Raw genomic sequence first — 16,152 nt, forward strand, 5'->3', positions numbered from 1 at the left:
GCGCTGTGTCGCGTGATACCGGCCCCGGGGCCCCTGCTTGGTCCGGTCGGCTCAGTGACCGCCGCCCGGATGCACCACCATGGCCGAGCCGCCGCCGCGGCGCACCTTTTCCGCCGCCGCCAGCCAGCGGCCGTCGGGCAGCCGCTGCACGCCGGTTACGGCCCCGATCTCCGGGTTCTGCCTGAAGGCGTGACCGAGCTTCTCCAACTCCGCCCGGACCGGGCTGTTCCACAGGTCCGGCTCGATCTCCGTCGTCGGCGCGTTGCGCTGACTGGCGCGCGGCGCGGCGATCGCGTCGACCAGCGGGAGTCCTCGGTCCAGGTGTCCGGTGAGCGACTGGAGCACGGTCGTGATGATCGTCGCCCCGCCCGGCGAGCCGAGGGCGAGCACCGGCTTGCCGTGCTTCAGCACGATGGTCGGGGAGATCGACGAGCGCGGCCGCTTGCCCGGTCCCGGGAGGTTCGGGTCGTGCACCGCGGGATTGGCGGGCGCGAAGGAGAAGTCGGTCAGTTCGTTGTTGAGCAGGAAGCCGCGGCCGGGCACGGTGATGGCGCTGCCCCCGGTGGACTCGATGGTCAGGGTGTAGGCGACGACGTTGCCCCACTTGTCGGCCGTCGTCAGGTGGGTGGTGTTCTCGCCCTCGAACGTGGTGGGCGCGGCCGTGCCGCCGCTGCCGCACCGCACGGGGTCGCGCGGGTCGCCCGGCGCCAGGGGGCTGGTCAGCGCCTGGTCGTCCCGAATCAAACACTCCCGCGCGTCGGCGAACCGCTGACTCAGCAGTTCCTTCGTGGGAACGTCCTCGAACGCGGGGTCGCCGACCCAGCGTCCCCGGTCGGCGAACGCGATCCGGCTCGCCTCGATCAGGCGGTGGAGGTACTGCACCCGGTCGGCGCGCGAAAGGTCGGTGGACTCCAGGATGTTGAGGGCCTCGCCGACGCTGGTGCCGCCGGACGAGGAGGGTGCCATGCCGTAGACGTCCAGGCCCCGGTAGTTCACCTTCGTGGGGTCCTTGCGCAGGGTCCGGTAGGCGGCGAGGTCCTCACGGGTCAGTTCGCCGGGCCGCACCACCCGGGTGGCGTCCGGGTCGACGGGCGGCCTGCGCACCGTACGGACGATGTCGTCGGCCAACTCGCCCCGGTACAGCTCCCCGACGCCCTTGCGGCCGAGCTTCTCGTACGTACGGGCCAGGTCGGGGTTCTTGAACACGGAGCCGACGGCGGGGAGTTCACCGCCCGGCAGGAACAGCTCGGCGGAGGCCGGGAAGTCGGCGAACCGGGCCTGGTTGGCGGCCGTCTGCGAGCGGAAGGTGCCGTCCACGACGAAGCCGTCCCGGGCCAGACGTTCGGCCGGTTTCAGCAGCGTACGAAGGGACTTGGAGCCCCACGCGTCCAGGGCCCGCTCCCAGGTGGCCGGGGTGCCGGGGGTGCCGACGCCGAGACCGCTGGTCACGCCCTCCTCGAAGGGGATCGGCTTGCCGTTCTCCAGGAAGAGGGAGGAGTCCGCACTGCGGGGCGCGGTCTCGCGGCCGTCGATCGTCCGCACGGTGCGCTTCTTCGCGTCGTAGTGGACGAAGTAGCCACCGCCGCCGATGCCCGCCGAGTACGGCTCGGTCACGCCGAGCGCGGCGGCCGTGGCGACAGCCGCGTCCACCGCGTTGCCACCCTTGCGCAGCACCTCGATCCCGGCGGCCGACGCGTCCGGGTCGACGCTCGCCACCGCTCCCCCGTGGCCCACCGCCACCGGGGACTTAAGCGGCGCGGGACGCGGGGCGGCGGACGGCGCCGAGGCCACCGGGGCGGCGGCTCCCACCGACGCGACCACGGCGAGGACGGCCAACAGCGACGTGTTCCGACCGACGGAACGGCGCATACGTACCTCCAGTCAACGGATCTCCCGCCGCAGGGTAGCCCTGGAGGAGCCGGATCGTCAGGACCGCCTCGAACGGTTACCCGAATGACCGATACCATGCGCGCCCATGACGGACGACGTGCGCAACATCGTGCTGGGCGTGATAGCCGCCGGGATCAGCGCCTCGCTGGGCTGGCTCGCCCGGACCTACCTCTGGCGGCGGGGACTCCGCCGCAAACAGGCCTTCTTCGGACTGCCGGCGAACTCCGAATGCCTGCTCGTCGTCAACCGCTACGCGGGCGCCGAAGGGTCGGTGCACCGTCACGACGCGTTCGCCCTGCTCGAACTCTCCGCCCTCATCAAGGACTGTGCGGCACACGCGCAGATCGTCACGCACGACACGGCCCAGCAGGGGTTCGGGGAGCGCACGGAGTTCTGTGTCGGCGGCCCGACGTCCAATCAGCGGATGGCCGCGCATCTGCGGACCCTGCTCCCCGGGGTGCGGATCAACGTCGAGCAGGACCCGGGCCCCGACCGGGTGGCGTTCCAGATCGGCTCGGAGCGCTACCGGCTGGAGCCGGGGACCTCCGAGTACGTCCTGCTCGCACGTCTGACGGGGAGCCAGGAGGCCCGCCCGGTCTTCCTGTTCTGCGGTCAGCGGGCCATCACCAACCAGGCGGCCACCCGCTACGTCGCGCGCAACTACGAGAAGCTGCGCCGAAAGCACGGGGCCAAGTCGTTCTGCCTGCTGCTGAGAGTCGTCAACTCCGGTGCGTACGGCCCCGATGTGGTCGAGCTGGTCGGCGATGTGACGCGCGAGGCCCAGGCCCCCGTGCCCAGCACGCCCGCATCCCACCGGGCCGGCGGCTGACCGGACCCGCCGTCAGCGGCGCAGCCGCGCTCAGGCCACCGGCGACGCCGAGGGCGCGGATCGCGGCGATCATCTGCGGGTCGTCGGAAAGGGCGGTCGGGCCGGTGTTGAGACGCTCGACCAGGCCGGGGGTGCGGACGGCGGGGTCGGCCGCTGTCTCGCAGCCGCGGAGGAACGCCTGCTCGCCGGTGACCATCAGCCGGCAGGGACGCGGACCGGCGGACCGCGCCCCTACCGGCTGGTCGGGACGCGGACCGCGCCGCCCACCGGCTGGCAGGGGCACCGGACCGCGCGGCCCACGCCGGGCGCGAAACGGGCGGCGGCGAACGCGGCGGCGGCCTCGTCGCGGGCGAGGTCGTTCTCGCTCTGCTGCCACCCGCCGTTGCTGAGGACGGTGTACCAGCGCTGGTGGGCGTGCTGCCCGGCGACGGACGTGCGGCCGGGACCGCGTCCGACCGCTCCTGCCGAGGTCTCGGCACTGCGGCGCGCGCTCCTCCGGCCGAGGTTGCGATGACCGACGGCATTTCGGCCATCCGGGATTCATGCCGCATCCGTGCGGGGCACGGGTCGGTGCATCGCGCACTCGTCATACCGCCCGCAGCTATGCGGAATCCAGCTCGTCTCAAACACGTGCGTTCGAAATTTCCGCGCAGTCGTTGAACTCCCGACAGCGTCCGACCGACGATCCAGGGGGACCAGTAGCTGTGGCCGATGCTCACAAAAGTCAGACCTTCCCGCCTCCTCCCCCACCGCCACCAGCGGAGATCACCTACAGCGGCCAGTACTCCGTGAACCCGCTCGCCAAGGCGTCGTTCCGGCGGATGTGTGCGCAGATCCCGGCCGTGCTGGGGAGGATCGCCCGGTTGTCGTGGCGGACCGACCACCGGGCCGTGCAGCTCCTGGTCGGGTGCCAGGTACTCACGGGTGTTTCGGCGGCCGTCCTGCTGACCGCGACCGCCCGGGCCATGGGCCCCATTCTCGGCCCCGAGCCCTTCGCCGACGGGCTGCACACAGCTCTGCCGGCGCTCCTCGTGGTGGCGTTGGCAGCTGCCCTGGGCCGTACCGCGAGTGCGGTGGCCACCTACGCGGAACGGCGGGTCACTCCCCTGCTCACCTCGCAGATGGACGTCGCACTGGTCGAGGCAGTCTGCAGGGTCGAGGCCGCGGCCTACGCTCAGGACGGATTCTCCGACCGGCAAGAGGCGGCGGAGATGGGGGTGACCCGCACCCACGTCATGGTCACCGACGCCCAGCGCTTCATGTCCGCGCTGATCCGCATGGTCACCGCCGCCGGCGTCCTGTCGGTGCTGCACGTGATGCTGCTGCCGCTACTCCTGCTCGCCGTTCTCCCCGCGGGCATCGGCGCCCTGCTGAACGCCCGGGTCGACTACGAGATCCACTACTCCAACATCAGCGACCGCAACGTACGCGGCATGATGCGCTGGTGGGCGACCACGTCACGGTACGGCGACGAGGTCCGCGCCAACTCGATGACCGACTACCTCGTCTACTGGTACCGGGCCCTGTCCGAGCGGTGCGACCGGCGGACCCTGGCCGCAGCCCCGCGGACCCTGCGCATCGCCCTGCTCTGCTCACTGGCCGGCGGTGTCTTCCTCCTCGCGACCTGGGGCGCCCTCGCGTGGCTCACGGCCCTCGGCCGGATCGAACCCGCCATCACTGCCACGGCCTTCATCGCCGTCCAGACCACGCTCGCCGCCCTCTCCAACCTCGTGATCAACGGGGCCGCCGTCTTCCACACCAGCCTCTACCTGGGCGACATGCAGAATTTCCTCGACGACGCCACCGCCCGCGCGCCGAAGCGCGGCCACCACCAACTCACCGCCCCGGTCGACGAGATCAAGCTCGACGAGGTCGCTTACCAGTACCCCGGGAAGGACAAGCCGGCCGTTGGCGGCGTCTCCCTCACCCTCAAGCGCGGCCAGATCCTCGCGATCGTCGGAGCGAACGGATCGGGCAAATCCACTCTGACCCGGCTGCTCACCGGTATCTACCTCCCCGACAAGGGCAGAGTGACATGGAACGGCACCGACCTCGCCGATGCCGACCCCACGGCCGTCTGGCAGTGCACCGGCCTGGTGCCGCAGATCTTCGCCCAGTGGCCACTGCGGGTCCGCGAGAACGTCACCCTCGGCCAGCCCCGCACCCACGACGACGGACCGGTGTGGGACGCCATCGACGCGGTCGGGCTGCGTGAAGCCATCGACGACCTCCCCTCCGGCCTCGACACCCTCCTCGCCCGGGACATCTTCGGCGGCTCCGAGTTCTCCGGCGGGCAGTGGCAGCGCATTGCCGCCTCCAGAGCCCTCTATCGCAAACCCGAACTGCTGATCCTGGATGAGCCGACCTCGCAGATGGACCCGCGCGGTGAGCATCAGATCTTCGAGCAGATCAAGGCCATCGCCGCCGACCGGATCACCATCGTGGTCACCCACCGCCTGGAGAACACCAAGATCGCCGACCACATCGTCGTGATGGAGCACGGCCGGATCACCGAACAGGGCCGGTATGACGACCTCGTACACGGCGGCGGGACATTTGCGGAGCTTCTGGAACTCTCCCAGGACCGCTGATCACCTCGCTCCTCCCGCCGTACGGCGGGAGGAGCCCACACCAAGGAGGACCCATGCTGCCCCTCGTCGCCGCCGGCGACGGCCGCACCACCCGCCCCCAGGCTGCCCTGCACCCGAGCGCGAGGTGCACTGCACATCACCAGCCTCCCAGCCTGACCGGCGCGGCTCCGTCACACGGAGCCAAGGGCTGTCCCGCAATTCCCGGTGGATCAGCGCGCGGCGTCAGCTGCGGTGCGTCGCAAGGCGGAGGGACGTCCGCATACCGGATGTACGGGGATGTCCCGACAACGCGGCAAGGTGCCGTAGCTGTCGTCGCGCGCCCGCCGGGAATTGCGGGACAGCCCTTGGGCGGCGACTCCAGCTCCTCTCGTCCTTGTGGGAGCTGCGGCGCCGGAATCGCCTCATGACCGGTGCCCGCCACGCGGTGTGGCTCGGTGCCGCCGCGATCATCACCGACCAGATCGGTCGCGTCCTGCTGGTCCACCCCACCTACCGCGAGGACGACCGGTGGCTGCTGCCGGGCGGAGTCGTCGAAGCCGGCGAACACCCACACGACGCCTGCCGGCGCGAGATCACCGAAGAACTGGGCCTGACGGACCTGCCCCTGTCGCGCGTGCTCGCCGTCCACTCCCTCTCACAACACCGCCCGGACACCAGGCCCGGCACGCCCTTCCCCGGAGAGATCCGGTACGTCTTCGACGGCGGAACCCTCACCCCTGACCAGACGAAGGCAATCCGCCTGCCCCGGGAGGAGCTGTCCGAGTTCGGCTTTCTGGAGACCCGGGACGCGGTGCGGCGGCTGCGCCCCGTGGACGGGCGGATCATGCTCGCCGCCTACCGCGCCCGGCTCGGGGGCACCGCCACCGCCCATCTCGCCGACGGCCGGCACGTCCTCGACGTCCCGCCGCTGGATCGCCATGACGTCCACGTCCGCTACCGCCCCATGTGGGACAGCCCGCTCAACCGAGCCCCTGTCCCCGAGCGGCTCCCCGTGCAGCAAGCCTGGTCGTGGTGCTTCGTTCCCGACGGAAGGATCGTCCTCGTCGCCGACCTGGCTCCTCGGGGCGCCCTGCCGATGCTAACTGGAGTGCGCGCGGGTTCCTGAGCAGCCGGAGGCGGACAGTTGATGCGTGTCGGCAGGTCAACGGGGAGTGGAAGACCTGTGGCCTCGCGATTCAGTTTTTTGGTCTAACTACCAGAATCCGAGAGTTGCTCCTGTAACCTCGTGGATCGTGACGGATTCCGGGACTCGCGCGCTGTCCCTGGTGCCGCCCCTTGCTAGCGAGGCACTGGATGAGCCTTCGGTTGTGCGGGGCGGGGATCAGAGGCTGGTCGACGTGCTCTCCTTGCAGCGCCGGTACGCCGGTGGCGCGTCGTTGGAGGACGAACAGGCGTTCTTCATGGACACGCTGGTGGAGTACCAGTGGGCCCGGGACGTGGCGGGGCTGGCCTCCTCGACCCTGGATGCGCTGACGAAGCCGGTCATCGAGGTCTGTGACTACTATCAGCTGATGCCGTGGCGGTTGACCCCGCGGCACGTGGACGCGTACTTCGCGGGGCCGGGCAAACGTCAGGCGCCGACGATCCGTTCCAAGCTGAACAAGATCGACCACTTCTTCGCGTTCTTGGAGCAGCGCTACGCCCACGAGATTTTCCAGCAGTTCGGGGCAGTGGTCGAGTCCCCCATCGATCCGTTCAACCGGCAGGCGCATCGTGGGGACTTCGGGCTGCGGGTGCCACCGTCGGCCCGGGCGACCGGGGAGTTCTTTGCCTCGTGGCGGTCGGATCTACCGAACGCCCGCAAGGAGGTGGTGGCCTGCCGCGATTACGTGATGTCGAAGATGATCTACATCTCGGGAGTGCGGGCGGCCGAGCTGTGTGGGATGAAGATGTGCGATCTGCACTGGGAGTCAGGGGAGTTCGGCCGGTTCCTGGTGCAGGGGAAGGGTGCTCGCGGTTCGGGGCCGAGGCCACGGGAGGCGTACATGTTCGCCGAGGGGCGGGCGTTGATGTGGTGGTACGTCTCCGAGATCCGCGGTCTGTTCGCGGACGACCCCGAACACCCCGAAGCTCCGGTGTGGCCTTCCGAGCGCCTGCCCAAGAGCATCGAGGACCTGAACATGCCGGTGGCGCCGGCGGTGACGTCCTCCACGCTGCGCAAGGCGCTGAAGCGGGCCTCGGCCGCCTACCTGCATGGCCCGGTAAGGCAGTTGTTTCCGCATCTGTTGCGGCATGCGTGCGCCACGCATCGCTACGAGAAGGGGATGAGTCTGTGGGAGGTGCAGAAGTTGCTGGGGCATGAGTGGACCACGACAACGGTTCGCTACATTTTGTCTGCCCAGGGTGACCCGGAGGTCGCCAGTCGGCAGTCGTCGGCGCGGGCCACGCAACGTTTGAGGGTAGACGCGGGGAGTCTGTCGTGAAGTGGAATCTGCGGTGGGCCGCCGCCAAGCAGAACATCTGGCGGCCCAGCGAGCTCCTGCCGCGGTTCGCGGAGTACGGGTTCACGCCGTCGTTGTCGAAGGTGTCGGCGCTGTGGTCGGGCATCCCGGTCACCGTGCGTCTCGACGACCTCGACAAGATGTGCGCCGCACTGGATTGCACGGTAGGCGATCTGATGGAGGCCGATCCCGTCGAGCGGATCATGCCGAGCGCGGAGCAGTCGCAGGAGCGGGCGGTCGGGGACAGCGGCCCGGGGAGCTCGGGACCTCGTCCCGTGCCGCGACGCGGGGCGGGGCGGCCGCGGTCGCTACCACCGAACTGAGCCGTCACGCAGATGGGTGGCAAACCGAATCCACGGACGGATGAGTGCGTAGGCTGCAACGGATGGGGCCGGCTGGCGCAGCCGCCGTACTGTTCGCCCTGCCACCAATGGCGCTCGAAGCGGTACAACCCCGCAGCCGTCTGCCGCCGCTGCGGACGTGACTGGCGTGTCAACGTCGACGGGTTCTGCCGCGCATGCGTCCTGGCCATCACCGGCCACGACGCCGCCTGGTACTACGACCCCGTGGCCGCGGCCAAGCTCCGGGTCGTGACGCAACTCGCCTTGATCGTGCCGGGCATCACGCTGACTGCCGCTCCGTTCGGCACCTATCGGCTGCGCAGCGATGGCCGTTACCATCCGCCGGCCTGGGCTCGTGCCCAACGCCCTGATCCGGTGCGCGACGATCCGCGGATCTGCCCGCCTACCGTGCCCGGCCAACTGTCCCTGTTTGTGCCGCCGTACCGGATGCGTCCTGAGCACGCCGCCGCCATTCTGGACCGGCCCGAGCACGACCTCCCGGACCTAAAGACGGCGTACGGGACACTCAGCTCCCTTATTGACGAGCGCGCGTATTCGGCGGCCTCGCGCAGACTGGCACTGCGGGTGCTGCGTCTGGCTCTGGCGGCCCGCTGTGCGGCCGGCGGCGGGCCGATCGACGATCGTCTGATCAAGGCGCTGCCGGGATCCCGGCCCATCGTGACCGCGGCCCTCGACCGTGCGGGACTCTTGGCCGAAAGGGCCGGCACGTACGCGCTGGAGTCGGCCGAGCGTCGCCGGGCGCGCACTCGCGCCCCGATCTCGTGCACGGGGTGCCAGGCATGGGGCCGCGGATATGGTGGGCTCTGCCGGGGGTGCCGCAACTGGGGGGCTCGGTCTCGCCCCGTCGGGGACTGTGTGCGCTGCGGCGCGGGTCCTGTGCCGTTGCGGGAGGGCTGGTGTTACGGATGTCTGCGCCACCGCGCCTTCCTCGGCCCCGAATACGACCACGTTCCCTGGCGGCAACTGCGTTTCACCGAGAACGCGTTGGACTGGCCCGTCGCGCGGACCAACCCACTCCCAACCGGGGGCAAGCCTGCCAAACGGGCCGTCGAGGTGGGCACGGAGACCCATCGGCGCCAGGCCCTGGCGCCCGATCCTGTGCCGCACGGTCAGCGAGAGCTGTTTCCCGCTGAACGCGACTGGTCCGCTCTGCGCAGGGCCGCTTTTCCGGAGCCACGGCCGGAGGCCGCCCGGCTGCTGACCGTCTTCGACGCCCACGCCCGGGCCCATGCCTGGACGGATGGCGCCCGCAAGGCCGCCGCCCACGTTCTGCGGATCGCGGCCACCTGGCTCGGCACCAGTGTTCCCTTCGCTGAATCCGATCTCCGCGCGATCAGTGCCGCCACAGGCCGCGGCAGCCAGTGCCGCCCTCTCGCGCTAAACGCCTTCCTCGCCGAACGCGGCCTGCTGCTCCCGCAGCCCCGGCCGGCCACGAGCAGCACCGAAACCTTTGTAAAACAGGTAATTGACGGCTATCAGCCCCGGATAGCCGATGAACTCGACTCCTGGGTACGACGGTTGCGCAGCCGCCCCGACCGGCCGCCCACCGACTGGCGCACCCTGCGTCGGTACCTCTTCTACGTCAAGGGGCCGCTCGCCGACTGGGCCCGTCGCTACCAGACCTTGCGCCAGGTCACCGCCGACGACATTCGCTCTGCCGTCACCGCGGTCAAGGGCGACCGCGCCCACGAACGCGCGGTCGCCCTGCGCTCGATCTTTCGCGCCCTGAAACGGGCAAAGCTCATCTTCACCGACCCGACCCGCGGTGTGCGCGTCACCCGCAGCGAACCCCCACCCGTAGCACTGCCCCCTGACCGTCTCGCCGGACTCCTCGACATCACCGACCGGCCCGCGATCCGATTGGCCCTCGCCCTGGTCACCGTGCACGCTCTGAACGGCACCGACCTCGCCCGCCTCACCCTGGGCGACGTGATCTCAGCCCGCGCCCAGCTCCTCGTCCGCCGACCGCACGGCCGCCACACCATCCACCTCGACGAGGTCACCCTCCGGTTCCTGCACACCTGGCTCCGCTACCGCCATCGGCGCTGGCCCCGCACCGTCAACCCGCACCTCTTCGTCACCCGCCAGACCGTCATCCACACCGGCCCCGCCAGCGCGAACTACTTCCCCGCTACCTTCCAGCGGCTCGGCCTGACCCTCAACGGCCTGCGCACCGACCGCATTCTCGACGAGGCCCGCGACACCGCCGACCCCGTCCACCTCGTCCGCGTCTTCGGTATCTCCATATCGACGGCGATGAAGTACGTGAACACCGCTCACCCTCACCGGGCGAGCAACATCCCCCGGTGAGACCCTGCACAGCGTCCTGGGGCGGCTGGATCCCGAGGGGATCGGTGCGGCCTGTTACGACTACCTTCGGCCGCTGCTGTCCGCACCGTCCCGCCGCCTGGAGCCGGTGATGCCCGACGGCGGCACCGAGCGTGAACAGCGACGGGCCCACCGGGAGGCCGCCCGTGCCGAGCCGGTACGAATCCGGCGGCGGGCGATCGCGGTCGACGGCAAGTGCCTGCGCGGCGCCGCCGACCGGACGGCAGCCGGGTCTTCGTCCTGTCCGCCGTCCGTCACGGCGACGGTGTCACGCTCGCCACCCGCGAGATCGGCGCGAAGGCCAACGAGATCCCCGAGTTCTCACCTATTCTCGACCAGATCGACGACGCGGGCCTCGCGGGGACGGTCGTGACAGCCGATGCCCTCCACGCCCAACGCGACCACGCCACCTACCTGCACGAACGCGGTCCCACTACCTGCTGTCGATCAAGAACAACCAGCGCGGCCAGGCCCGTCACCTCCATGCCCTGCCCTGGAAGGACATCCCCGTGATCCACCGCGACGACGCCCGGGGCCACGGCCGTCACGAGCAGCGGCTCGTGCAGGTTGTCACCGTCGAGGGCCTGCTCTTCCCGCACGCGGCCCGGGTCCTGCGGATCCAGCGCCGTCGCCGTCTCTACGGGGCGAAAGAATGGTCCAGCGAGACTGTCTACGCCATCACCGACCTGCCCGCCGAGGAAGCGAACGCAGCCGAGATCGCATCCTGGACTCGCGGGTACTGGACCGTAAAAAACACCGTCCACTGGTGCCGAGACGTCACCTTCAACGGGGACAAGTCCCAGGTCAGGACCCACAACGCGCCCGCCGTACTCGCCGCCCTCCGCGACCTGATCCGCAGCGCGCTCAAGCTCGCCGACGCCGCCGGACGAGCCCACACCGAACGCCCCCGCGTCCTCGCCTTCTGCGGCATCACATGATCAAACCGGATGATCCGGGCACTCGCCGGGGCCCTGGATGTGATACAGCGCTGCGACGAGGATTCTGCTCACCTGCGGTCGTGCCCCCGGCTTACGTGCCGCCCGCACTCGCCGCCCCGTGATGGCGGCGCCGACGCTCGGCACCGCAACGGTTACGGCGCCGCCGATGCTGCGGGCCGAACACGAGGAGCGCGGGGACGACGGGGCCGTGCGGCTTACCCGGCCTCGGGGAACATCGGCACAGCGGTTGGCGCTGAGATTGATCATGGTCGGCTAGCACACCGTCTGAGGGCTCCGCTGGGGTTCGTGGAAAGATCGCCGGGTGGGTGCTGGGGCTGGTTACGGTCCGCTCGTGCCGGTGGAGTTTCTGACTGATGAGCAGGCCGAGGCGTACGGGAAGTTCGCCGAGGAGCCGACCCGCCCTGAGCTGGAGCGGTTCTTCTTCCTGGACGACGTCGACCGGGATCTGATCGCGCTGCGGCGCTCTGCGCACCACCAGCTCGGCTTCGCGCTCCAGATGTGCACGGTGCGCTACATCGGCCGTTTCCTCCCGGACGACCCGCTGGAGGCGCCGTGGCCGGTGGTCGAGCACCTGGCCGCGCAGCTCGGTATCGAGGACCCGTCGGTGGTGAAGCGGTACACCGAGCGGCCGAAGACGGCGTACGAACACGCGTGGGAGATCCGGGACGCCTACGAGTACCACGACTACGACGACGCGGAGTGGTCCCGGCGGTTCCGCACCTTCCTGCACGGGCGGGCGTGGACGCACGCCGAGGGCCCGAAGGCGCTGTTCGACCACGCGGTGGGCTGGCTGCGCCGCAACCGGGTCCTGCTGCCGGGCGTCTCGGTCCTGGCTCGGCAGGTGTCGGAGGTGCGGAAGGTCGCGGACAAGCGGCTGCACGCCACGGTCGCGGGCGCTGCCCGCCGCGCGGACCCGGCGTTGCCTGGAGATTTGGTGGCGACGCTGAAGGCGCCGGAGGGCTCGAGGTTCTCGGAGTTGGAGCGGTTGCGCCGGCCGCCGACGCGGACCACCGGTACGGCGTTCGCCCGTGCGCTGGAGCGGGTGGACGAGATCGGCGCGTTCCAGCTCGGCAGGTTGAAGTTGTCGCAGATCCCGCCGAACCGGATGGCGGCGCTGGCCCGGTACGCGCTGGGGTCGAAGGCGCCGCTGCTGGAGCGGGCGGCGGAGCCGAAGCGCACGGCGATGCTTACCGCGGTGATGCGGCACTTGGAGGCGAAGGCGATCGACGAGGCCCTGGACCTGTTCCAGGTCCTGATGGCCACCCGCCTGCTGAACGCGGCGAAGCGGAAGACGGAGAAGGAGCGGCTGTCCACGCTGCCGCAGCTGGAGAAGGCGTCACGGGTACTCGCGCGGGCGGCGAAGGTGCTGTTCGAGGAGCTGGAGCTGGTTGAGGAGCAGGAGGGGGACATGGACGTGGCGGCGGTGGAGGAGGTCGCCCCGCGCGCGGCGGTGATGAGCGCGGCGGCCACGGTGGTCGCGCTGGTGCCCGAGGACGAGAACTCGACCGAGGTCGCCATGCGGGCTGCGCTCGCGAACCGGTACGCCACGGTGCGCCCGTTCCTCTCGCTCCTGGGCGAGTCGAAGGCGCTGGACGCGGCGAGTGCCGGAAAGCGGGTCCTGGCCGGGGTCCGGGGCCTGCCGGCGCTGGCGCGGCGGAAGGTGGGGGTCAAGCCGTTGCTGCCGCGCGAGGTGGACGACAAGCTCGTGCCGCCGGCGTGGCGCAAGGCGGTGTACGCCAACCCCGACCTGCCGCAGGGCGCGGTGGACCGGGACGCGTACGTGGTGTGCGTGCTGGAGCAGCTTCACCGGGCCCTGAACAACCGCGATGTCTTCGCCTCCCCGTCGCACCGCTGGTCCAACCCGCGGGCCCGCCTGCTGGACGGGCCCGACTGGGATGCGGTCGAGGAGGACGTCCTGGCGGCCCTGAGCCTGGACATGCCCGTCACCGAGCACCTGGCGGAGCTGGTGCGGGGCTTGGACGCCGGATGGAAGCAGCTCGCCGAACGCCTTCAAGAGGCGGGGCCGGCGGCGAAGGTCTCCATCGAGGTGCAGGACGACGGGCGGGTGAAGCTGAACGCGGACAAGCTCGGTGCGCTCGGCGAGCCGAAGTCCCTGACCTGGCTGCGGGGGCGGGTCGAGAAGATGCTCCCGAAGATCGACCTGCCGGACCTGTTGTTCGAGGTGAACGCCTGGACCGGTTTCCTCGACGCCTTCGTGCACCTCGGGGACGGCACGACCCGGATGAAGGACCTGCCCACCTCGGTGGTCGCGCTGCTGGTCTCCGAGGCGTGCAACATCGGCCTTACCCCGGTGGTCAACCCCGGCTACGAGGCTCTGACCCGGGCCCGGCTCGTGCACGTTGACCAGTACTACCTGCGCGCCGACACCATCGCCGCGGCGAACGCGCGGCTCATCACCGCCCAGGCCGGCATCCCGATCGTGCGCTACTGGGGCGACGGGCTGCTCGCCTCCGTGGACGGGCTGCGCTTCCAAGTGCCGGTGCGCACCATCAACGCCGCTCCGTCGCCGAAGTACTTCGGATTCAAACGGGGCATCACCTGGCTCAACGCCGTCAACGACCAGGTGGCGGGCATCGGGCAGATGGTCGTGCCGGGCACACCGCGCGACTCCCTGCACATCCTGGACGCCCTGTTGAACCTGGACGGCGGCGTGAAGCCGGAGATGGTGGCCACCGACAACGCCTCGTACTCCGACATGGTGTTCGGCCTGTTCAAGATCCTCGGCTACAACTTCAGCCCGCGGTTCCGTGACCTGGACGACCAACGGTTCTGGCGGGCCACGATGCCCGGCGTCGAGACCGGAACGTACGGCGCGGTGGAGGACCTGGCCCGCAACCGCGTGAACCTGAACAAGGTGATCACGCACTGGCCGGACATGCTGAAGGTCGCCGGTTCCCTGGTCACCAACGAGGTCCGCGCCTACGACCTGCTGCGCATGTTCGGACGCGACGGCCGCCCAACCCCGCTGGGCGCGGCGTTCGCCGAGTACGGGCGGATCGCGAAGACCGAGCACCTGCTGCGGTGGTCGACCCAGTCGACGACACCTACCGCCGCCAGATGAACCGGCAGCTCACCGTGCAGGAATCGCGTCACAAACTGGCCCGGGACGTGTGCCACGGCAAGCGCGGCACCATCCACCAGGCGTACCGCGACGGGATGGAGGACCAGCTTGGCGCACTCGGCCTGGTTCTCAACGCCATCGTGCTGTGGACGACGGAGTACATCGACGCCGCCGTCGAACAGCTCCGCGCCGAGGGCCACGAGATCCGGGCCGAGGATGTCGCCCGCCTGTCCCCGCTCAAGCACCGCAACCTGAACCTGCTCGGCCGCTACAGCTTCACCGCCTCCACCCCGGCCGCCGGCGCCCTGCGCCCGCTACGCGACCCGGACGCGCCCGAGCTGGACGAGGACGAAGACGAGTCCGCCGCCGACTGACTAGGGGCATGACCCAGATACGACAGAAATCCGCCGTGGGATGGGCCCCATGTGCGAAGCCACGGTGCAGACCGGCTCAGTGCGTCGTGATGTTGAGGCTGGACGGTCCCTCGGTTGGAGCGCCCACTTCGTTGCTGAAGTGCAGGTTGATGTACTTCTTCATCTGCGTGAGCAGGAGGTCGGCTTCTTCCGCGGACTCGACGTCCTGCAAGAGGGCGTCCAGCCGCTTGCTCAGTGACATGTCACCGTCGGACTGCGCCCGGCCCGGCGTGGAGGCATTGGATTTGTCGGCCATCATCGTTCTCCTGTGTGATGTGTTCTCGGCTGATTGGGAAACTCCGCACCCGCGATGACTGCATGCAGCCGGGTGATCACTATAGGTGGTGATGCTGTCCAGGTACGGCACCCCACCCCCCAACCGCGTCAACGCCCTCAAGCCACAACGGGGTAGCGCCGAGGTAAGCCCAGAAGCCGCCAGAATTTGATCTTGGTCCCGGCTCGATGGCGGACGGGCTGCGGTAGGCGGAACAACGAGGGCCGCACGGTGCGTGCCACGCGGCCCTCGTGACCTCATCGCCGACCGTCAGCAGTGGCGACGCACCCACCCACCGTCGTCGGGCTGTCAGCCTTCCGGGGCAGGCTCCTTCGCGGTGACGGTGACGGTGGCCTTCCACGGGTCAACGTCCTCAGGGCAAACATGGTCTGCGTCGACCGGTTTGCACGAGACGACTGCAATGAGGTCGGCCGTGCCTTCTGCGACAGCCTCGAAGTTGCTGGTTCCGGATTCGTCATCCTCATCCGGCTTGCGCGATGCCAGCACTGCCTCGTCAGAACTCATGGGTGCCTCCCACGTGAACTCCAGGCCGTCCCTCACGACCGGCTGGAGCTTGACGGTCACCTGATCGCCGACGGTGACGTCAAAGGTCTTCCCAGCGTCATCGTTGGACAGATGCACGGGCTGAGGGAGCTCCGAGACCGCTTGGGCATCAGGGAGCGCTACCGGAACGGTGAGCGCGGCGGCCGCGAGCGCGAAAGCGGCGAGCATGGTCTTGCCGAGCATTCGGATTCTCCTTGATTACGTGGCGTATAGGACTAGCTAACCGCCGCCCCGCATCCAGTCCCGATCACCACGGCCCGATTCACCCGGACGGCTGCCCGCCGCCTGGCAGGGGGCCGAATCCCGGTTGAAGAACACCTATCGAGAAGGAATCGCCTCCCGCGCCTGTCTTCAAAGGATCGAATGACGACAGGCAGCCGCGGCGTCCAATGAACCCGTTAAATCAGGGGGTTCGAGGC

The 16,152-nt window shown here is 69.7% G+C and carries 9 protein-coding genes and 2 pseudogenes; 8 read left to right on the plus strand and 3 right to left on the minus strand.

Translation table 11 applies throughout. From position 1 onward, the window contains the following. Positions 1-51: 51 nt before the first annotated feature. The gene (gene ggt / locus ACH4KB_RS31490) at positions 52-1,869 is read right to left on the minus strand and encodes a gamma-glutamyltransferase (RefSeq protein ID WP_398069401.1); all 1,818 of its coding nucleotides are present in this window, start codon (positions 1,867-1,869) and stop codon (positions 52-54) included. 106 nt (positions 1,870-1,975) lie between these two features. On the opposite strand from ggt, the gene ACH4KB_RS31495 reads away from it, so the two are divergent. The 8 genes and pseudogenes from ACH4KB_RS31495 (at position 1,976) to ACH4KB_RS31530 (ending at position 14,856) form a co-directional block, all read left to right on the plus strand. Next, complete coding sequence (locus tag ACH4KB_RS31495) at positions 1,976-2,719, plus strand: hypothetical protein (RefSeq protein ID WP_215104228.1); 744 nt, start codon at positions 1,976-1,978, stop codon at positions 2,717-2,719. 821 nt (positions 2,720-3,540) lie between these two features. Further along, the gene (locus ACH4KB_RS31500) at positions 3,541-5,310 is read left to right on the plus strand and encodes an ATP-binding cassette domain-containing protein (RefSeq protein ID WP_398069596.1); all 1,770 of its coding nucleotides are present in this window, start codon (positions 3,541-3,543) and stop codon (positions 5,308-5,310) included. A gap of 403 nt (positions 5,311-5,713) precedes the next feature. Beyond that, positions 5,714-6,415 (plus strand): NUDIX domain-containing protein, encoded by a 702-nt coding sequence (locus ACH4KB_RS31505; RefSeq protein WP_398069403.1) that lies wholly within the window; start codon positions 5,714-5,716, stop codon positions 6,413-6,415. A gap of 127 nt (positions 6,416-6,542) precedes the next feature. Beyond that, entirely contained in the window at positions 6,543-7,733 is a 1,191-nt protein-coding gene (locus tag ACH4KB_RS31510; protein ID WP_398069405.1) for a site-specific integrase, read from the plus strand. Then, positions 7,730-8,074: a helix-turn-helix domain-containing protein gene (locus tag ACH4KB_RS31515; RefSeq protein WP_398069407.1), complete on the plus strand. Its 345-nt coding sequence runs from the start codon at positions 7,730-7,732 to the stop codon at positions 8,072-8,074. The genes ACH4KB_RS31510 and ACH4KB_RS31515 overlap by 4 nt, the downstream gene beginning before the upstream one ends. Before the next feature lie 267 nt (positions 8,075-8,341). After that, positions 8,342-10,423, plus strand: a complete 2,082-nt coding sequence (locus ACH4KB_RS31520; RefSeq protein ID WP_398069409.1) for a hypothetical protein — start codon at positions 8,342-8,344, stop codon at positions 10,421-10,423. Continuing rightward, positions 10,395-11,379 (plus strand): annotated as a pseudogene (locus ACH4KB_RS31525) (ISAs1 family transposase); the annotation flags it as partial. The gene ACH4KB_RS31520 and the pseudogene ACH4KB_RS31525, both read left to right, overlap by 29 nt. 352 nt (positions 11,380-11,731) lie before the next feature. After that, positions 11,732-14,856, plus strand: a pseudogene (locus ACH4KB_RS31530) (Tn3 family transposase). A gap of 76 nt (positions 14,857-14,932) precedes the next feature. On the opposite strand, the gene ACH4KB_RS31535 reads toward ACH4KB_RS31530, so the two are convergent. After that, positions 14,933-15,151 carry a hypothetical protein gene (locus ACH4KB_RS31535; protein WP_398069411.1) on the minus strand — a complete coding sequence of 73 codons (219 nt, stop codon included), beginning with the start codon at positions 15,149-15,151 and terminating at the stop codon, positions 14,933-14,935. Between the two features lie 327 nt (positions 15,152-15,478). Next, on the minus strand, positions 15,479-15,916 hold the full coding sequence (locus ACH4KB_RS31540; RefSeq protein WP_398069413.1) for a hypothetical protein: 438 nt from the start codon (positions 15,914-15,916) through the stop codon (positions 15,479-15,481). Positions 15,917-16,152 lie beyond the last annotated feature (236 nt).

Origin of the sequence: Streptomyces sp. NPDC017520 (genome assembly GCF_044329855.1) — a bacterium.
Taxonomy (GTDB): Bacteria; Actinomycetota; Actinomycetes; order Streptomycetales; family Streptomycetaceae; genus Streptomyces.

Coding starts and splice junctions, on each gene's coding strand:
- ACH4KB_RS31540 (WP_398069413.1), bottom strand. CDS start 15,916: ATGCTCGGCAAGACCATGCTCGCCGCTTTCGCGCTCGCGGCCGCCGCG.
- ggt (WP_398069401.1), bottom strand. CDS start 1,869: ATGCGCCGTTCCGTCGGTCGGAACACGTCGCTGTTGGCCGTCCTCGCC.
- ACH4KB_RS31495 (WP_215104228.1), top strand. CDS start 1,976: ATGACGGACGACGTGCGCAACATCGTGCTGGGCGTGATAGCCGCCGGG.
- ACH4KB_RS31505 (WP_398069403.1), top strand. CDS start 5,714: ATGACCGGTGCCCGCCACGCGGTGTGGCTCGGTGCCGCCGCGATCATC.
- ACH4KB_RS31535 (WP_398069411.1), bottom strand. CDS start 15,151: ATGGCCGACAAATCCAATGCCTCCACGCCGGGCCGGGCGCAGTCCGAC.
- ACH4KB_RS31500 (WP_398069596.1), top strand. CDS start 3,541: ATGTGTGCGCAGATCCCGGCCGTGCTGGGGAGGATCGCCCGGTTGTCG.